Origin of the sequence: Curtobacterium pusillum, from assembly GCF_007673235.1 — a bacterium.
Lineage (GTDB): Bacteria > Actinomycetota > Actinomycetes > Actinomycetales > Microbacteriaceae > Curtobacterium > Curtobacterium pusillum_C.
Genome location: NZ_VDZH01000005.1, coordinates 376473 through 394359, shown reverse-complemented (window position 1 = coordinate 394359; position 17887 = coordinate 376473). Strand labels below are relative to the sequence as shown.

At 72.4% G+C, this 17887-nt stretch carries 22 protein-coding genes; 14 read left to right on the top strand and 8 right to left on the bottom strand.

The window, feature by feature from the left end:
* Window positions 1–33: 33 nt before the first annotated feature.
* Both FS532_RS15720 and FS532_RS15715 read left to right on the top strand, forming a co-directional pair.
* Window positions 34–1164, top strand: coding sequence for an ROK family transcriptional regulator (locus tag FS532_RS15720; protein WP_186322085.1), 1131 nt, complete (start codon window positions 34–36; stop codon window positions 1162–1164).
* A 51-nt stretch (window positions 1165–1215) separates the two neighbouring features.
* Window positions 1216–1947 (top strand): DedA family protein, encoded by a 732-nt coding sequence (locus FS532_RS15715; protein ID WP_186322084.1) that lies wholly within the window; start codon window positions 1216–1218, stop codon window positions 1945–1947.
* A gap of 3 nt (window positions 1948–1950) precedes the next feature.
* On the opposite strand, the gene FS532_RS15710 is transcribed toward FS532_RS15715, so the two are convergent.
* Complete coding sequence (locus FS532_RS15710) at window positions 1951–2154, bottom strand: DUF2945 domain-containing protein (protein ID WP_144756393.1); 204 nt, start codon at window positions 2152–2154, stop codon at window positions 1951–1953.
* 200 nt (window positions 2155–2354) lie between these two features.
* Here FS532_RS15710 and FS532_RS15705 point away from each other — a divergent pair, with 200 nt between their 5' ends.
* Together FS532_RS15705 and FS532_RS15700 are read left to right on the top strand one after the other, a co-directional pair.
* Window positions 2355–3407: a serine/threonine-protein kinase gene (locus FS532_RS15705; protein WP_186322083.1), complete on the top strand. Its 1053-nt coding sequence runs from the start codon at window positions 2355–2357 to the stop codon at window positions 3405–3407.
* 46 nt (window positions 3408–3453) lie between these two features.
* The gene (locus FS532_RS15700) at window positions 3454–4077 is read left to right on the top strand and encodes a phosphoribosylanthranilate isomerase (RefSeq protein ID WP_144756389.1); all 624 of its coding nucleotides are present in this window, start codon (window positions 3454–3456) and stop codon (window positions 4075–4077) included.
* 60 nt (window positions 4078–4137) lie between these two features.
* Here FS532_RS15700 and FS532_RS15695 read toward each other — a convergent pair whose 3' ends face one another.
* The 3 genes from FS532_RS15695 to FS532_RS15685 form a co-directional block, all read right to left on the bottom strand.
* On the bottom strand, window positions 4138–4896 hold the full coding sequence (locus tag FS532_RS15695) for an HAD-IIB family hydrolase (protein ID WP_144756387.1): 759 nt from the start codon (window positions 4894–4896) through the stop codon (window positions 4138–4140).
* A gap of 41 nt (window positions 4897–4937) precedes the next feature.
* Window positions 4938–5369: an acyl-CoA thioesterase gene (locus FS532_RS15690; RefSeq protein ID WP_144756385.1), complete on the bottom strand. Its 432-nt coding sequence runs from the start codon at window positions 5367–5369 to the stop codon at window positions 4938–4940.
* A 65-nt stretch (window positions 5370–5434) separates the two neighbouring features.
* Window positions 5435–6031 (bottom strand): nitroreductase family protein, encoded by a 597-nt coding sequence (locus FS532_RS15685; RefSeq protein ID WP_144756383.1) that lies wholly within the window; start codon window positions 6029–6031, stop codon window positions 5435–5437.
* 114 nt (window positions 6032–6145) lie between these two features.
* Between FS532_RS15685 and FS532_RS15680 the strand changes: the two genes are divergently transcribed.
* Both FS532_RS15680 and FS532_RS15675 read left to right on the top strand, forming a co-directional pair.
* Window positions 6146–7069, top strand: a complete 924-nt coding sequence (locus FS532_RS15680) for an AEC family transporter (RefSeq protein WP_144756381.1) — start codon at window positions 6146–6148, stop codon at window positions 7067–7069.
* A gap of 204 nt (window positions 7070–7273) precedes the next feature.
* Window positions 7274–7681 carry an aldehyde dehydrogenase gene (locus FS532_RS15675; protein WP_144756379.1) on the top strand — a complete coding sequence of 136 codons (408 nt, stop codon included), beginning with the start codon at window positions 7274–7276 and terminating at the stop codon, window positions 7679–7681.
* Between the two features lie 4 nt (window positions 7682–7685).
* Here FS532_RS15675 and FS532_RS15670 read toward each other — a convergent pair whose 3' ends face one another.
* On the bottom strand, window positions 7686–7943 hold the full coding sequence (locus FS532_RS15670; protein WP_144756377.1) for a nuclease: 258 nt from the start codon (window positions 7941–7943) through the stop codon (window positions 7686–7688).
* Between the two features lie 101 nt (window positions 7944–8044).
* Window positions 8045–8881, bottom strand: coding sequence for an exodeoxyribonuclease III (locus tag FS532_RS15665; protein WP_079238070.1), 837 nt, complete (start codon window positions 8879–8881; stop codon window positions 8045–8047).
* 163 nt (window positions 8882–9044) lie between these two features.
* On the opposite strand from FS532_RS15665, the gene FS532_RS15660 reads away from it, so the two are divergent.
* Genes FS532_RS15660 through FS532_RS15635 form a run of 6 tightly spaced genes read left to right on the top strand, consistent with a single transcriptional unit; the run spans window position 9045 to window position 11996 of the window.
* Window positions 9045–9506 carry an Asp23/Gls24 family envelope stress response protein gene (locus FS532_RS15660; RefSeq protein ID WP_144756375.1) on the top strand — a complete coding sequence of 154 codons (462 nt, stop codon included), beginning with the start codon at window positions 9045–9047 and terminating at the stop codon, window positions 9504–9506.
* A complete protein-coding gene (locus FS532_RS15655) occupies window positions 9503–9694 on the top strand; it encodes a DUF2273 domain-containing protein (protein WP_144756373.1) in 192 nt (63 codons plus the stop codon). Before FS532_RS15660 ends, FS532_RS15655 begins: the two co-directional genes overlap by 4 nt.
* Window positions 9691–10032, top strand: a complete 342-nt coding sequence (locus FS532_RS15650; protein WP_144756371.1) for a hypothetical protein — start codon at window positions 9691–9693, stop codon at window positions 10030–10032. Before FS532_RS15655 ends, FS532_RS15650 begins: the two co-directional genes overlap by 4 nt.
* Window positions 10029–10610, top strand: a complete 582-nt coding sequence (locus FS532_RS15645) for a hypothetical protein (RefSeq protein WP_144756368.1) — start codon at window positions 10029–10031, stop codon at window positions 10608–10610. Before FS532_RS15650 ends, FS532_RS15645 begins: the two co-directional genes overlap by 4 nt.
* A complete protein-coding gene (locus FS532_RS15640; protein ID WP_144756366.1) occupies window positions 10607–11200 on the top strand; it encodes a hypothetical protein in 594 nt (197 codons plus the stop codon). Before FS532_RS15645 ends, FS532_RS15640 begins: the two co-directional genes overlap by 4 nt.
* Before the next feature lie 7 nt (window positions 11201–11207).
* Window positions 11208–11996, top strand: a complete 789-nt coding sequence (locus FS532_RS15635) for an aminoglycoside 3'-phosphotransferase (RefSeq protein WP_260852767.1) — start codon at window positions 11208–11210, stop codon at window positions 11994–11996.
* Here FS532_RS15635 and FS532_RS15630 read toward each other — a convergent pair.
* Both FS532_RS15630 and FS532_RS15625 read right to left on the bottom strand, forming a co-directional pair.
* Complete coding sequence (locus tag FS532_RS15630; RefSeq protein ID WP_144756364.1) at window positions 11993–13312, bottom strand: M23 family metallopeptidase; 1320 nt, start codon at window positions 13310–13312, stop codon at window positions 11993–11995. The genes FS532_RS15635 and FS532_RS15630 overlap by 4 nt on opposite strands.
* A 76-nt stretch (window positions 13313–13388) precedes the next feature.
* On the bottom strand, window positions 13389–15056 hold the full coding sequence (locus tag FS532_RS15625) for a hypothetical protein (RefSeq protein WP_144756362.1): 1668 nt from the start codon (window positions 15054–15056) through the stop codon (window positions 13389–13391).
* A 77-nt stretch (window positions 15057–15133) separates the two neighbouring features.
* Between FS532_RS15625 and pyrE the strand changes: the two genes are divergently transcribed.
* Both pyrE and FS532_RS18760 read left to right on the top strand, forming a co-directional pair.
* Window positions 15134–15685: an orotate phosphoribosyltransferase gene (gene pyrE, locus FS532_RS15620; protein ID WP_144756360.1), complete on the top strand. Its 552-nt coding sequence runs from the start codon at window positions 15134–15136 to the stop codon at window positions 15683–15685.
* A complete protein-coding gene (locus FS532_RS18760; RefSeq protein ID WP_186322082.1) occupies window positions 15682–17862 on the top strand; it encodes a hypothetical protein in 2181 nt (726 codons plus the stop codon). Before pyrE ends, FS532_RS18760 begins: the two co-directional genes overlap by 4 nt.
* Window positions 17863–17887: the final 25 nt, after the last annotated feature.

The following is a 17887-nucleotide window of genomic DNA, read 5'->3' as shown; positions in this document are numbered from 1 at the left end:
CGTAATATGGAGGCTATGGCCGTGGACGAGACCGTGTCAACGCTTCCGAACAGTGTCGTCGGCAGCACTCCGGGGATGCTCAGGCTCATCAACTCGCGGGCCATCCTCGCCGAGCTCTTCCGCGACGACGGCTCGCACACCGTGACGGAGCTCAGCCGGACCGTCGGCCTCTCGCGCCCAACGGTCGAGGCCGCCCTCGCCGACCTGGTGGAGGAGGGCTGGGTCACCGAGGCCGAGGCGATCGCGACGCCGAACAAGGCCGGGCGTCGGGCGAAGCGCTTCCGTGCCGACGCGGCAGCGGGGTCGGTGCTCGGCGTCGACCTCGGCCTGCACGGCATCGTCGGGCTCCGCTCGGACCTGCGCGGCCAGCAGCTCGCCCGGGTCGAGGAGGTCTACACCGACCTCGCCTCGGCCGAGCAGGCCTGGGACAGCGTGCAGGACGTGGTCCGCCGGCTCGTCGAGGGCACGGACCCGTCCAGGCTCCTCGCCGCCACGTTCGGCGTGCCGGCCGTCGTCGACCGCTCTGGCGAGATCGACTACACGGTCGCCGTCCCGCAGTGGGTGGAGCGCCGCGTGCCCGGCCGGATCGGTGACCTGTTCCCCGACTCCGCCACGTTCTTCGACAACGACGCGAAGCTCGCGGCCACCGCCGAGGCCATGTGGGGTCGGTTCCGCGGTGTGCAGGACGGCCTGTACCTCGTGATGGGCCGCCAGATCGGTGCGGCGTTCCTGGTCGACGGGGCCCTCGCGCGCGGTGCGCGCGGTGCGGCCGGCGAGACGGGTGGCCTGGCAGTGACCGGTTGGCCCGGCGCACCGGCCCGACTGGAGGCACGGATCGCCCCCGGCAGTGACCTCGAGTCCGTCATGGTGTCGGCCGGGCGCGGGGACGCGGACGCGGTGGCCGTCGTGCGCGCGCTCGCCGAGGACGTCGCCCCCGGTGTCGTGCAGCTGATCGCGACGATCGACCCCGAGGTGGTGGTGGTCGGCGGCGAGGTCCTGCCCGCGGCAGCGGTGTTCTGCGACGCCCTCACCGAGGTCGTGACGCCGCAGCTCCGGCACCCGGTCGAGATCGTCCCCTCGACGGTCGGTCGCGACGCGGTGGCCCGTGGTGCCCTCGCGCGGTCGCTCACCCACGTCCGGACGTCGCACATGGGACTCGGCTGACGCTCAGCCCCCGCGCCGGGTCCTGACAGGGCGTTCAGGGACGATGGGTGCATGACGACTGCCCTGGCCGCGCCGGCCACGACCGTGACAGCCGCCGGCGACCCCTCCACCGACATGGGTGGACTCTCGGGGCTCGTGCTCCAGCTCATCGACGCCCTGGGGGAGTGGGGCGTCGCGCTCATGCTCTTCGTCGAGACCGTGTTCCCGCCGATCCCGTCCGAGGTGATCCTGCCCCTGGCGGGCTTCCTCGCCGGTGCCGGGCGGATGAACCTCGTGCTCGTCCTGGTCCTCGCGACCCTGGGCTCCTACCTCGGCGCCCTCGTGCTGTACTGGCTCGGTGCCGTGATCGGCTTCGAACGGACGACACGGTGGCTCGGCAGGCTGCCCCTGGTCGACGAGGACGACTTCCGCAAGGCGGCGGACTGGTTCCACCGGCACGGCAAGAGCGCGGTGTTCTTCGGCCGGTTCGTGCCGATCGTCCGCAGTCTCATCTCGCTGCCCGCCGGCGCCGACCGGATGCACCTCGGCACCTTCTCGGTCTTCACGATCATCGCCAGCGGGATCTGGAACAGCGCACTCGTGTTCCTCGGTGCGGCCTTCGGGACGCAGTACGGCAAGGTCGAGCAGTACACCGAGTGGATCGACCGGGTGCTCTACGTCGCGATCGCCGCAGTGATCGTCACGTTCGTGGTGCGTCGGATCCGTCGGGCGCGTGCGGATCGCGCCGACCGCGCGGCAGCGCCCGCTCGCGGCCGTCGTCGCGCCGAGCCCGCCGAGGACTGAGCCTCACGCCTTCGTCAACGCCGACTCCTTGTGGGCGGCGCGGTTGCCCGACTTCTCCGACTCGACGATCCAGTACGGGTCGTCGTCCGTCGGTTTGAACGTCTGGCCGTCGAACTCGAAGTCGGACACCCGCTTCTGCACGAGCTTCCCGGTGGTCTTGCCCTGCGACGTGTTCCAGTGCACGGTGTCGCCCTTCGACAGCGCCATGGTGTCCTCCTTGCGTGATCGCTCACCTTCGTGGACGTCGGACTGTACCCCGATGCATCCGCATGAACACAGGGAAGCAGGCCGATCACGATGTCATAACGTCCGCGCAGAAAGGAGGGTGGCCGCGTACCGTACTGGGTGAGTCACCTTGCTGGCAACTGCCACGGATCACCGGGCTCTCGAACGGAACGACATCAACCATGACGCTGCTGAACGGCACACGCGCGGAAACGGTCCTGTCGGGCCGCTACCGCCTCGTGAAGCTGATCGGCACCGGCGGCATGGGATCGGTCTACGAAGCGCGTGACGAGCACACCTACCGTGCCGTCGCCGTGAAGCTCTTCGCGACGCCCGAGTCGATGACCACGGCCGACCGGGTCCGCCAGGAACGCGAGATCAGGCTGCTCAGCATGCTGTCGCACCCGGGGCTCATCCCGCTCTACGACGCCGGCACCCACGACTTCGAGGACGGCCCGCACCGCTTCATCGTGATGGAGCTCATCGCCGACACGACGCTCCTGCGCCGGCTCGCCGAGGGCGCCCTGCACAACTACGAGGTGGCCGACCTCGGCGCGCAGCTCGCCGACGCGCTGGCGTACGTGCACTCGCGCGGCATCGTGCACCGTGACGTCAAGCCGGCGAACATCCTCATCAGCGACGAGGGGTCGTCCGGGTTCGCCCGCACCGTCAAGCTGACCGACTTCGGCGTCGCCCACTTCGTCGACGGTTCGCGCCTGACGAACGACGGCACGATCATCGGCACCGCCGCGTACCTCAGTCCCGAGCAGGTCGCCGGGGAGCCGATCGGCTTCGCGACGGACGTGTACTCGCTCGGCCTGGTGCTGCTCGAGGCGCTGACGGGCAAGCAGGAGTACTCCGGCACGCTCATCGAGGCCGCGCTCGCACGGCTCCGGAACGACCCCGAGATCCCCGAGGGCATCGCCCCCGAGTGGCGGGACCTGCTCGCCAAGATGACCGCGCGCGACCCCGACCGGCGCCCGACCGCGGTGGCGATCGCGAACGCGCTGCGTGGGGGATCGACGCAGATCACCGGCCCGGTGCCGCTCGGCCCGCAGCGGGTGAAGCACAAGCGGGACCACCGCCTGCACCGTGCCGCGCACCGGCACGCCAAGCGCGGGACGTTCGTCGTGGTGCGGCGTTGGCGTCGGCGGAACGTGCTCGTCGGGTCCTTCGCGGCGTTCGGTGTCCTGCTCGCGTGTGGTGCCTCCTACTTCGCGGGCATGCTGCACTGAGGTTCCGACGCCCCCCGGGTCGGCGGTCCCTGGCAGGATGGACAGCATGACCGACCAGCGCTGGATCAAGATCTGCGGCCTGTCGACGCCCGAGACCGTGGACGCCGCCATCGACGCGGGTGCCGACGCGGTCGGGTTCGTCTTCGCCGCCGGGAGCCCCCGGACCGTGACCGCCGACCTCGCGAAGCAGCTCGTCGAGCGCGTGCCGGACGGCATCGACGCCGTCGGGGTCTTCCGCGACCAGGAGATCGACGAGATCGTCGGGATCGCGTCCGAGGTCGGACTGACCACGCTCCAGCTGCACGGTGGCGAGTCCGCGACCGACTTCGCGCGCGCACGAGACGCCGGCTTCTTCACGATCCGTGCCGTCGCGGCCGAGGACTACCTGCGCGAGTCCACCGAGCAGCGCGCCTCGTACGACCACGACCTCCTGCTCCTCGACGCCGCGGTGCCGGGCAGCGGGCGGCTCATCGATGCCGCGTCGATCGACGGCAAGGTGGACGAAGCGTGGATCCTCGCCGGCGGTCTCACGCCCGCGAACGTCGTGGCGGCGATCGAGTCGCTCGACCCGGACGGCGTGGACGTGTCGAGCGGGGTGGAGTCCGAGCGCGGCGTCAAGGACGCCGCGAAGATCCGAGCGTTCGTCGAGGCGGTCCGCAGCATCCCCTGAGTGGTTCGCCGCGCCTCCAGGCCGTCGGCGCGTCAGCGCCTGTCCGTCAGCGCCTGTCCGTCAGCGCAGCGTGGGGATCAGGTCTGTGAGGAAGGCGTCGGTGTCCTCCCAGCCCTCCACCGCGTGGCAGGGCACGCCGAGCGCCTTCACCGGGTAGTCGTTGCCCTCGGGGTCGAGGCGGTCCCCGACGAACAGCATGTCGTCGAGCGTGATGCCGGTGATCTCGGCGAGCCGCTGCATGCCGTACGCCTTGTCGATGCCCTTGCGGGTGATGTCGACGCTGGTGGAGCCGCCTGAGCGGACCTCGAGGTCGGGGAGCTCGGCCTGGACGAGTCGGCGGAGGTCGTCCTTCTTCGCGCCCGTCGGGTCCCACTGCTTCTTGGCGTCCACCGGAGCGGCCTGCCCGAGTGCGGAGAACGTGATCTGGGAGCCGCGGTCCTCGAGGATGGGACCCCAGGTCTCGGACTCCCAGTAGCCGGCTGCCTTCGCCTGGGCCTCGACCGCGGCGAGGGCACGGGCCTTCTGGTCGTCGGTGAGGTCCTCGGCGTACTGCAGCGCCCAGTCGTCGCCGGCCCAGCGGTAGTACCGCGTGCCGCACGTGGGCAGGAGGTGCAGGTCGTCGAGGGTCAGCCCGTCGCGGTGGCGCAGGGGCGTGACGAGCTGCTGCTCGAACTGCTCGAAGTTGCCGCCGGAGATGACCGCGACGGGCACGACCTCGAGCAGGGAGGCGAAGGTCTCCAGCATGCGCGGGTCGAGCGCGGACTTCGAGGGGGCGAGGGTGTCGTCCAGGTCGAACGCGACGAGGCGGGGCGTGGTCATGCCCCGATCCTGCCAGAGGCCACCGGATGACATGCCGGGTGTCACACCCGGTGCGCAGCGGGGACCCGGTCGCGCGCGTAGGTGATGTCGGTGTAGCCGTGCGGGGACGGGTTGCCGTCGGCGTCGAGGTTGACGAACACGACCTCGTCGATGGTGAGGATGCTGCGGTGCGTGAAGAGGTTCCGGGCCTCGGCACGCATGGTCAGCGAGGTGCGGCCGAACCGGGTGGCGACGAGGCCGATCTCGACGATGTCGCCCTCGCTCGCGGAGGACACGAACACGATCTCGGACATGTACTTCGTCACGACCTTGCCGTTGCCGAGCTGGATGATCGCGTACACCGCGGCCTCCTCGTCGATCCAACGGAGGAGGCTGCCACCGAAGAGGGTGCCGTTCGCGTTGAGGTCCTCCGGGCGGACCCACTTGCGCGTGTAGAAGTTCATCTCGGGTGCTGCTGCGGCTGCGGGTTCCATGTCAGCACATGCTACGCGGCCGGGCTCCCGATCGGGAACCCGGCCGCGTGCACGGTGCTGCGCCGTTACTCCTTGACGAGGACGACCTCGTCGAGGGCGATCCGGGTACGCGGGGCGACCTCGCGCTCAGCGGCCTTCTCGTCGAGCTGCGACGGGTCCGCGACGGTGCCGATCGCCGTGACGGTGTACGGCAGGAAGCGCTCGGGCAGGTCGAAGGCGGCGCGGAGGCCCTCGGCGTCGATGCCCGCCATCTGGTGCACGTGCAGCCCCTCGGCGTGCGCCTGCACGGTGAGGGCCGCGAGCGACTGGCCGAGGTCGTACTGCGCGAAGGTGCGCTCGTCGCCCTCCTCCGTCACGGTCTCGAGCACGCCGACCACCAGGGCGCTGGCGCGGAACGCCCACGCGGCGTTGAAGCCGAGCAGGTTCTCGTTGATCTTCCGGAACGTCTCGGTGCCCCGGCGTCCGGCGATGAAGCGGCGCGGCTGGAAGTTCATGGCCGACGGCGCCCAGCGAGCGGCTTCGAGCACGGCGTCGAACTGCGCGTCCGAGATCGTGGCCGTCTCGTCGTAGGAGCGGGGGCTCCAGCGCTCCTCGAGGAGCGGCACGAGGGGCTGGCTGGAGTCGGTGGAACGCGTGAGCGTGCTGATGTTCGTCGAGGTCATGGTGCGTGCAACGGTATTCGATGCGCACGCATTTCCCGCCTGAACGACGTCACATGTCGTCCGGCGTGCGGCACGACCACGCGCGCGGACCGACCGGGTGCGAGGATGGGGGCGATGGGTGGCGTGTTGACCGGGTTCGCGATCATCGGCGCGATCATCGCAGCCGGGTACGTCGTCGGGCGCATCGGCCTGCTCGGACAGCACGCGCAGTTCGTGATGAGCCGGCTCGTGTTCTTCGTGCTCATGCCGTGCCTGCTGTTCCACACCATCGCGACGGCGGACATCGAGTCGTTGCTCTCCCCGATGCTCTGGGTGTCCCTCGTCAGTGCGCTCGTCGTCGCGCTCGGTGCGGCGCTCGTGTTCCGCCTGGTGCTCCGTCGGCCGCTGACGACCACCACGGTCGGCGCGCTGGCGTCGAGCTACGTCAACGCGAACAACATCGGGCTGCCGGTCGCCGTGTACGTGCTCGGCCAGGCGACCGCGGTCGTCCCGGTGATCCTGCTGCAGCTCATCGTGCTCGCCCCGATCGCGCTCACCGTGCTCGACACCGCGACCTCGTCCGGCGGCAGCTGGGGCCGGCGGATCTCCGGGCCGTTCCGGAACCCGATCATCATCGCGTCGGTCATCGGCCTCGTGTTCTCGGCGACCGGGATCGACCTGCCGACGCCCGTGCTCGAGCCGTTCTCGCTCGTCGGCGCCGCTGCGGTGCCCGTCGTGCTGCTGTCGTTCGGCATGAGCCTGCACGGTGCGACCCCGCTGCGGGACCCCGCGATCCGGACGGACGTCATCGTGGCGTCGGCGATCAAGCTCGTGGTGATGCCGGCCGTGGCGTTCGTGTTCGCCCGGTTCGTCTTCGGGCTCGGCGACCAGGACGTCTTCGTGCTCACGACCCTCGGGGCGTTGCCGGCGGCGCAGAACGTGTTCAACTACGCGCAGCGCTACGGTGCGGCGGTCCCGGTGGCCCGCGACGTCGTGCTCATCTCGACGATCGGGTCCGTGCCGGTCCTGGTGGCCGTCGCCGCGCTCCTGCACCCGTAGACGGGCGGTGGAGGCGACCCGCCGACGGCCTGGAGGCGCGTGGCGGGCCCGCACCGTGCCTCCCGTCTGCCCTTCGGTCGCGACCACCGCACATGGTGAGCAGAAGACGTCGAGTCCCGTTCGGCGACCCGACGATTCCTGCTCACGAAGCGCATCGCAGGGGCGCGTACGGTGGGCGCCACCGAACGGAAGAGGAGGTCCCCGATGGACACGATGGCGATGATGAAGAGCATGTCGATGACCGAGATGCCGATGTCGATGGACGCGGACATGATGCAGGACACGATGATGGCGATGAACGCCGCGTCGATGGCCGCGACGATGTGCTCCGCGAGCGACATGCAGATGGGCACGGACATGGCGAAGTGCGCCGCGATGTGCTCGAACACGGCGATGATGGCCGACACGGGCATGCGCATGATGATGCGTCCGATGGGCATGGACGCCGACAGCATGCGCGCGATGCTCACGGCCTGCGTCGCGATGGGCACGGCGTGCGCCGCCGAGTGCCGCAGCCACGCGGACATGGACGACTCGTGCCGCTACTGCGCGATGGCGTGCGACGAGATGGTCGCGAAGTGCGAGGCCATGATGGCCTCGATGACCGCCTGAGCCGTCAGGCGACGCGCGCGGTGGTCCTCCGACCGCCCGCGCTCAGGATCTCTGCGGCCGGGTGGTGGGCGATCGGGTCCCCGATCGACACGAGCGTGTCGGCGTCCGCCACCCGCAGCTGCGTCACGCCGCCGTCGAGGAACAGGACCACGACGTCGGCCGGGCGGACCTCGACGACGATGCCGTCGCGCCATGCCCTCGGGGTGGCGTCGGCCATGACGCGCTGGATCGGAAGGATCGTCGACGGGGTCGTGCGGGACATGGCTTCACCTGCTCTCGAAGGGGTTCGGTGCAGGAAACCTACGTCCGGGCTTCCGCCCGCTCAACGCGGGCGGACCCGGGACGTAACAGAAGCGGTTCGGCTCAGAAGATCATCGGGCGGTCGTCGTCGAGCGAGGTCTCGAGGTCCAGGTCGACCGTCACCGGCACGTGGTCGCTCGGGGCGTCGCCCTTCCGCTCGTCGCGGTGGATGCGGGCGTCCGTGACGACGTCGGAGAACGCCTGTGACCCCATCACGAAGTCGATGCGCATGCCCTCGTTGCGGGGGAAGCGCAGCTGCTTGTAGTCCCAGTACGTGTAGCCGTCCGGCACGATCGGGCGCACCACGTCCTGCAGCCCGCGCTCCTCGAACGCCCGGAAGGCGGCACGCTCCGGCTCGGTCACGTGGGTGTGTCCCTCGAAGACGCTGACGTCCCAGACGTCGGAGTCGAGCGGTGCTACGTTCCAGTCGCCCATCAGCGCCAGTGGCTGCTCCGGGTGCGCGGTGAGCCACTCGGACGTCCGGTCGGCCAGCTGCGCGAGCCAGTCGAGCTTGTACGTGTAGTGCGGGTCGCCGACCTCGCGCCCGTTCGGCACGTAGAGGCTCCACAGCCGGACACCGTCGACCGTGACGCCGAGCGCGCGGGCCTCCACCGGGAGGTCCGGTCCCTCGTGCCCCTTGAGGAACCCGGGCTGGCCGGGGAAGTCGCGGGTGACGTCCTCGAGCGGCAGGCGGCTGGCGAACGCCACCCCGTTCCACTGGTTCAGGCCGTGCGCCTCGACCTGGTACCCGGCGGCCTCGAACGCCTCGACGGGGAACTGCTCGGGCTTGCACTTGATCTCCTGCATGCCGAGGACGTCGACGTCCTCGCGCACCAGCCAGTCGACGATCCGGCCCACTCGGGTCCGGACGGAGTTCACGTTCCAGGTCGCCACGCGCATGGGATCGAACCTACCGGGGACGGCCGACCGCAGCGTGCAGCGGGGCCCGTCGGAGGGCTGCCGGGGCCCGCCGGCGGCTGCCGCGTGCCGCGTTCCGCTCTCGGGCGCGGCACGGCACGATGGTGTTCGCTGGGAATCCAGCACGCGAGCGCAGGAGGCACTGATGGCATCGACGACGAACCGCGTCGACGGGACCGCGACGACCGGCAGCACGACGACCGGCACCACGACGACGCAGGTGACCACCAAGGGCAAGACGATCATCGACGACACCGTGGTGGCGAAGGTCGCTGGCATCGCCGCACGCGACGTCCCCGGGGTCTTCGCGCTCGGCGGCAACGCGGCGCGGGCGTTCGGTGCGATCCGCGACGCCATCGGTTCCAGCGCGCTCGGCCAGGGCGTCCGCGTCGAGGTCGGCGAGACCCAGGTCGCCGTCGACCTGACGATCGTCGTCGACTACCCGACGCCGATGATGGACGTCGCGACCGCCGTGCGCGCCGCCGTCACCAGCGCGGTGACCGAGCTCGTCGGGCTCGAGGTCACCGAGGTCAACATCGCCATCAACGACGTCAACATCCCGGCCCTGAACGGGGTCGTGGACGAGACCGACGGTCGCGTCCGGTGACCGCCACCGTCGTCGGCATGGGCGTCGGCGCACTGCTCGCGATCGTCGCCGTGACGCTCGGGTTCTGGGCGTTCGTCGTCGTGGCCGTCTTCATGCTCGTCGGTGGGCTCGTGGCCCGCATCGCGACGGGCGACATCGACTTCCGTCGTCTGCTCGACGTGCTCCGCGGACGGCGGAGCTCGTCGTGAGTCCGGCCGCGGTCGCCGGGTACGACCGCATCGGGTCGGCGGCGCTCGTGCACACCGCGCAGGCGGTCGCCGCCGAGGCGCTGCGCGTGCCGTTCCGGGAGGCCCGTGCCCGGGTCGCCGACGACGGTCACGGTGCGCTCGCGGTCGAGATCACCGCCCCGCTCACCGTGCCCGTGCTGGGGAGCCACGCGACCCCTGACGAACCCGTCACCACCTCGGCGCACCGCGCCCGTGCGACGATCGCCGAGCGACTCCGGACCATCACCGGCCGACAGGTCGAACGGGTGACCGTGACGTTCTCGTCGTCGATCGTGGACACCCCCAGGAGGGTCCGATGACCCACGACCGGACGTACCGCCGCATCCTCCGCCGCGAGTCGACCGCGTCGCGTTCCGGCACCGTCGTCATCGCCGTGCTCGTGGTGCTCGTGATCGCCGCGGCCGCCGTGTTCGCCGCCGCCCTGGTGTTCCTCGGGCAGCGCGCCCTCGGCATCGACCCGCGCGACCTCGTCGACGCCGCCGCTCGTGCCCCGCGTGGCCTCGACACGACGATCGTCGTCGGTGTCGCCGCCATCGTCGCCGTCGTCGGCCTGGTCTTCCTCGCGCAGGGACTCCTGCCGCAACGTCGTCCGCGGCACACGATGTCCTCCGACCGGCTCGCCGTGGTCGTCGACGACGAGGTCCTCGCGTCTGCGGCGGCCCGCGCCGCACGGTCCGCGACCCGTCTCGGCCCGGACGCCGCCGTCGGCACCGTCGGCCGGCGCACGGTCGACGTGGTCCTGCGCCCCGCGGCCGGGGTCGACGTCCCGGCGGTCGCCGCGACGGACGCCGTGACCGAGGAGTTCCGCGCGATCGACGTCGTCCCGTCCGTGACCGCCCGGGTCCGGGTGCAGCCGACCGGACGGGTGGACGGATGAACGCCACGAACCGCGGTGTCGGCCGCACCACGCTCGTCCTGGTCGGCCTGGCGCTGCTCGCGCTCGGTGTCGGGACGATCCTGGTGCAGACGGTGCCCTGGGCTGCGTCGACCTGGCACGACTGGGCCCACGTGCTCGGCGACCTCGGTCGCGACGCCCCGCGCGAGGCCTCGGTCACCGCGTGGACGTGGGTCCTCGGCGGTGCGGTGGTCCTCGGCGTGCTCGCGCTCGTCGTGCTGACGACGCTCGGCGGCGGTCGCACCGGCACCGTGGTCGAGGACGACGGTTCCGCGGACGGGGTCGCCGGCGCCGTCCGGATCGACGCCGCCGCGGTGCAGCACGCGCTGTCCTCGGCGATCGGTGACCTGCCCGAGGTCGGCTCCCTCGCCGTCGACGTCTACCGTGTCCGCGGGCAGCGGGCGATCCGCATCCGGGTCCGCCCGCGCCGTGGAGCCTCGCCGCGCGCCATCACGACCGGGGTGGAGGGCATCGTCGAGGACCTCGACGCCCTGCTCGGCGACCGTCTGCCCGTCCTGCTCGAGATCGCTCGGGGCGGCGCGGGCTCCGGACGCACCGACCGGGTGCACTGAGGCCGCCGTGCCCCGCTCGATCGACGGACTCTCCCGCGCGCGGGGCGACGTCGCGGTGCCGCACCTGGTCACCGAGGCGGCCCGCGGTCGTCCGGTGCAGTCCGTGTGGGTCAACGAGATCGGTGGACGCACGTTCCGGATCGGGGACGACGGGCACGCCGAGGAGTACGTCAAGGTGCTCCCGCACGCGTACGCGCCGTGGATCGTCGGCGAGGCCGCCCGGCTGACCTGGGCGTCCCGCTACGCGCGGGTGCCCGAGCTGATCGACCACGGCTCCGACGACGAGGGCGCGTGGCTGCGGACCCGGGCGCTCCCGGGCTGGAGTGCGGTCGACGAGCGGTGGCACGCCGAGCCCCGGACGGCCGTGATCGCCGCCGGGGAGGGCCTCCGCGCCTTGCACGACACCCTGCCGGTCCTCGACTGCCCGTTCGAGTGGTCGACGGCGCAGCGAACCGGACGGGCCCGTGCCGCCGGCGCCGATCCCGACCTGCTCGGCCCGGAGCCGCCGACCGATCGCGTGGTGGTCTGCCACGGGGACCCGTGCACGCCGAACACCCTCATCGGCGCCGACGGGAGGTGGGCCGGCCACGTCGACCTCGACGCGCTCGGCATCGCGGACCGCTGGGCGGACCTGGGCGTCGCGACGATGGCGCTCGGGTGGAACTACGGCCCCGGGTGGGACGGGTTGTTCCACGAGGCGTACGGGCTGCCCGTCGACGAGGAGCGCACCGCCTGGTACCGGGCGCTCTGGAACCTCGACGACGACGGGGTCGAGACCGCGGGGCCTTCCGCCTAGAAGGCCACGCCCCGCGCCTGCATGAACGGGATCGGGTCGGTCGTCGCTCCGCCGAGGTGGACCTCGAAGTGCGTGTGGCACCCGGTCGAAGCGCCGGTGGAGCCGACGAGCGCGATGAGCTGTCCCGCGGAGACCCGCTGGCCCTGGGCCACCCGGTACCCGCCGTTCACGATGTGCCCGTACGCGGTCTGCACGCCACCGCCGTGGCTGATCCGGACGTAGTTGCCGTAGCCGCCGTACCAGCCGGCGTAGTCGACCGTGCCCGCCGCTGCGGCGACGATCGGCGTGTAGCAGCCGCTCGCGAGGTCCGCGCCGTCGTGCTTCGTGACGACGCCGGTGATGGGGTGCACCCGGTAGCCGTAGGGGCTGATGACGTACCCGCTCGCGGGACGGACCCAGCCGGTGCCCGAGCCGGAGCCGGGGGAGCCGCCGGCTCCGGAGCCGCTGCTGCCGGATCCGCCACCGCCGCCGCTGTTGGCTGCGGCCGCTGCTGCCGCCGCCCGTGCTGCGGCCTCGCGCGCCGCCTTCGCCTCGGCGGCCTTCCGCACCTTCTCGCCCTGTGCGAACTCGGCCTCGGTCCGGAGTCGGCCGGACGTCAGGGTGGCGAGCTGGGCGTCGAGCCGGGCCTTGTTGCTCTGCTGTTCGTCGTAGGCGCTCTGCACCTTGTCCGCCGCGGCCTGGGCAGCCTGCATGCGCCGCTCGGCCTCGGCCGCGAGTTCGTCGAGCGCCGCGGACGCACGGTCCGCCTGCGCGGTGAGGGAGCGGGCGACGGCGGCGTCGGCGGTGGCGGCGGCCTCGACCCGTTCGGCCTGCTCGGAGAGCTTGCTGAGGGCACCGAGGTTGTAGAGGAGGTCGGACGCGTCCTGTCCGCCGGTGATGACGGACGCCGTGACGTCCGCGCCGCCGGAGCGGGCCATCTGCGCGGCGAACTGGCCGGCCTGGGCAGCGCTCTGCTCGGCGATCTCGGCGTGCTCGTCCGCATCGGCGCGGAGCCGCTGTTCCTTCTCGGCGGCGTCCTGCGCGTCGCTCTGGGCCTCGAAGAACTCGGTGCCGAGCCGCTTCGCCTCGGCCTCGGCCGCCTGCACCTTGTCGGCGAGGCCGGAGATGATCCCCTTGATCGCGGTGATCTGGCTCTGCTTGGCGGATTCCTGCCCGCGGGCCGCCATCACCTCGTCCCACGAGGGGTACGTCGCCGCGCTCGCAGCCGGCGCGTCGAGCACCACCGTGCCGAGCAGACCCGCGAGTGCGAGTCCGGTGGCGGCGAGGCGGAGGCGCACGGTTGCACGCGGGGAGCGGTGGCTGGTGGGGCGAGTCACGGGCACGAGCCTATACATCCGTACAGGCGGGAACGGGTGCCGCCGCGCGGCTGTGGACAACTTCCGGGGTGATCGCTCAGAAGCCGCGCTCGCGCCGGACGGCATCGGCGCTGCCCACGACGTCGCGCTGCAGGACCGCGGCGCCCGACGTCCCGGCGTAGTCGTACACGTCGAACCCGGTGCAGTGCGTGATCGTGGCCGGGGTGCCGAGCGAGTCCTCCACCGCGGTCGTCCAGAGGTCGCGCGTGCCGATCACGACGAAGGTCGGCGCCGCGTCCCGGTAGGCCCCGAGGTCGACGAGCCACGGGTACACCTGGAACGTGTCGCGCACCTGCAGCAGCTGCACGTTCGTCGAGGCGTAGGCGGCGAGCGGCCGGACCGTCCAGAACTGCCCGACCCCGACGACGTCCCGGCCGCCGGCCCAGCGATCGAGGCAGGCGGCAGCGTCGTACCGTGCCGTCGCGACCGTGCGGGCGGTGCTCGGCGCCGTCGCGACCCCCGCGAGCAGCACCCCGGCGGCCGCCACCGCCAGGACCACCCGGACCCCGCGGCGGGGGCGGTGCACCCGGGTCGAACGGACGGCGGTGCGGGTGAGCTCGGCGACCGCGACGAGCGCCAGCAGCGGGGCCGTCACGATCGGCTCGAGGTACCGCGGCGTGTCCGAACCCGCGACGACGACCCCGACCGACACCGCCACGACCGTGACCAGGGGCAGTGCCGCCGCGACGAGCACCGTCCGCGAGGTCCGCACCCGCCAGGCCCACACCGTTCCGCCGACGGACAGCAGCACCCCCACGAAGAGCAGGAGCAGCCCGGCGTCCCCGGCGGCGGTCCCGGCTCGGTCGTCGGTGAGTGCGGCGAAGAAGCCGAGGGTCTCGCCCGCGCGCGACGGCTGCACGTACGTGGACGGGTCGAGCGACACGAACGGTCGCAGCGGGATCCGGACCAGGTAGCCGACCACCGCCCCGGCGGTCACGGTCCCGACGAGCAGCAGGACGGGGCGCCACGGCAGGCGACGGGCGAGCGCCAGCAGCACGAGCGTCACCACCACCGGCGCACCCGACCACGGCACGTACAGCGGGTTCGACGCGGTGGTGCACGCGGCGACGAGCCCGAGCACGACGAGCACCGTGACGGACGCCCGTCCCGTCCGGACCGCCCGGAGCACGAGGACCGCGGTGCCCAGCATCGCCAGCACCGCGCCGTAGTAGTAGGTCGTCGTGAGCAGCAGCGACGCGAGCTCGAGGGACGTCGCGGTCGCCGAGGACTCCGTCAGCACCAGGAGCGTCACGAACCCGAGGGCCACCGCCGACACCGCGATCCGGGCCGACCGCCGGGCAGCGGGCATGAGCTCGTTCGCGGCCGCACGCACCAGGGCGTAGACGGCGAGCAGCACGAGCAGACCGTTCAGCGCCAGGGCCTGCTGCGGGGTGGCGGTGACCACCGAGCAGAGCAGGTAGACCGGCAGCTCCGGGAAGAAGAACAGCGCGGGGGACATCGCCCACTCGAACGGCTGCCCGAGCTCCATCGAGCGCCGGACGAGCGGCAGCAGCACCGAGTCGCCGTCGTACCAGAGCAGCTCGACCCGGGCGGTGGCGATGACGTGGCGCAGGGCGATGACGGACAGGGCCAGCGCGACCAGGCCGCCCAGCGCCTCCCGGCCGGTCGCGGCGACCAGTCCGCGCCACCGCGGGCCGCTCGTCGGACGCGCCACGACCGTCGTCGTGCGCGTGTCGGGAGCCATGCCCGGAGCGTACCCAGCCGAGGCCCCCGCGGGCTGGGGGAGCGCGTCGAGGGCCCGACCGGCTACCCTTGTGGGCTGTGACCGACGCGCGCGACCAGCTCATCCAGTTCATCACGGACGAAGCGGTGTTCCACGGAGACTTCACCCTCACCAGCGGGAAGAAGGCGACGTACTACATCGACCTCCGCAAGGTGAGCCTCGACCACCGTGTCGCCCCGCTCATCGGACAGGTCATGACGGACCTCGTCGGCCAGGTGCCCGACGTCGCCGCCGTCGGCGGCCTGACCATGGGCGCCGACCCGATCGCCAGTGCCGTGCTGCACCAGGCCGCCGCCCGTGGGCTCGCCTACGACGCGTTCGTCGTCCGCAAGGAGCCGAAGGACCACGGCCGCGGCAAGCAGGTCGAAGGGCCGGACTTGCGTGGCAAGCGCGTCGTCGTGCTCGAGGACACCTCCACGACCGGCGGCTCGCCGCTCAAGGCCGCCGAGGCGCTCGAGCGCGAGGGTGCGATCATCGCCGCCGTGGCCGTCGTCGTCGACCGCGACACCGGCGCGAAGGAGAAGATCGAGGCTGCCGGGTACCCGTACTTCAGTGCGATCGGGCTGGCTGATCTGGGGCTGAGCGCGTGACCGGGGAGCGTCCGGAGGACGCGCACGAGCCTGACCAGACCGCCGGACCCACAGATGGGGACGACGGCCTGGAGGCACGGCGCGGGTCCGCCCCGGACGCTCCGTTCCACGGTCTCCGCAGTGCCGCGGACATCTTCGGCGCTCCCCGCAGCGAGGACGAGTGGCCGTCCCGCCGCGAGCGTCGCGAGGCCGAGAAGACCGCGCGGGAGACCGGTGCGCCGCTCCCCGAGCCCTTCGAGCCGCTGCCGGCGGTGCCGTCCGCCCCGGAGGCGCCGTCCGCGGACGACGACGGTGCGACCCAGGCGATCTCGATGCCGGAGCAGCTCACCGCTCCGTCGGTGAACCCGCAGGCCAGTGCCGAGCACGAGCGCGAGACCCTCGGCGAGCGGATCCCTCCCGCCGCTCCGGTCCCGCCGACCTCGACCGCGCCGCACCCCTCGTCGATCTCGCTCCCGACCGCCCAGTCCCACCGTGACCAGCGTGCCGCCGAGAACCGGGCCATCGAGTCCGAGCGCCGCCGCGTCGACCCGTTCGGTGAGGGCCGCAGCGACGTCGACTGGCTCGGCCGGGCGACCGGTTCGCAGCCGACCCCGACCGGCCCGGTCGCGCAGCAGCCGCTCGGCGTCGAGAACGTGCTGCCCGCCACCGACGAGCCGCCGAGCTTCACGGAGCTCCTCCGCATCGCCGGCACCGACGTCCAGGCGCCCGGCACCGGTGGGATCGAGCGTCCGTTCGACTGGGCGATCCGCGACGACGAGACCGGCGAGGTCCCGACGACGCTGACGACCAACGCGTTCGACACGACGGCGCTCGCGGGGCGCTCGTGGACCCTCGCGGACGAAGCCGACGACGACGTCGTGTCCGGGGAACTCGAGACGCCGGCCACCGGGACACCCGTGGTGCCGGTCGCGGCAGCGGCCGCGACCACCGCGTTCGACGCGACGCCCGTCGGCGAACCGACCGCGGCCTTCGAACCCGCGCCGGCGGACGACGAGACCGACGGGGCGGAGGGCGAGCCGCGCCTCCAGGCCGAGGCTGCCGAGCCCGCCGACGCCGCGACCACCGCGCTGCCCGTCGCCGCGACGCCCTGGTGGGCCGAACCGGAGGCGACCGTGCCCCCGACCGCCGCCCCGCCGCTCGTCGAGCCGGCCGCGGCCGAGCCGGACGCGCAGGCGTACCCGGCGCACCTGCCGCCCGCCGTCGGGCAGGACCTCGACGCCGTGATGGGCATCCGCGCCGACGCTCCGGTGGAGGACGACGAACCCGCGCCGCTGCCCGCCGCGGCACCGGACGACCTCGACCAGTCCGAGTGGGACGGCCGCGAGACCAGCGACACGAGTGCGATCAAGGACCTGTTCGGCACCGAGGCCGTCGGCCAGCTCGGTGGCACCGGGTACGACCCCACCGACAACAGCACGCGGATGATGCCCGCGGTCGGGGGTGCTCCGGCGCACGCCCCTGCTCCGGGTCGGACGCCCGTCGCGCCCGCCGCTCCGGCTGCTGCTGCCGGCGGTGGTGGTGACCGGGACAACTTCATCAACGAGGGCTTCGCGAAGCTCCGGAACGAGGGGCAGCGCGGCAAGCGACTGCTCATCTGGGGCTCGATCGCGCTCATCGTCGTGCTGCTCGTCGCGGTGTTCGCCCTGACGCGCTGGATCCTCGGCAACACCATCGAGGACCACACCCCGGCACCGACGTCGACCGCGTCCGCGGCGGCTTCGGCACCTGCGTCGTCGGCGGCCGCTGCCCCGACGCCTGCGCCCTCGTCGGACACGCTGCAGACGCTGCAGTTCGCGACGACCCCTGCGGCTCCCGGTGAGCACAGCTGGACCGAACTGGCCGGCGGGGAGTGCCTGTCGCCGTTCACGAACGCGTGGGCGCAGACCTTCACGGTCGTGGACTGCTCGTCGGCGCACATCGCCCAACTGACCGCGCGCCTGCCCGTGTCGGCGAACCAGTGGCCGGGGCCGGAGGCGCTCGCGGCGCAGGCTGCGGAGCAGTGCCAGACGTCGGCGGCGCTGGACACCTCGGCCGCTGCTGCCTACGGGGACGTCCAGGTGCAGGGCTCCTACGCGCCGGACCAAGCGACGTGGGACCAGGGGGACACGTTCATCTCGTGCTTCGTGACGCGGTCGTCGGGTGCGGCGCTGACCGGGTCGGTCGCGCCGGGGGCGTAGTCCCGAACCTCGGGCGCCGACTCCG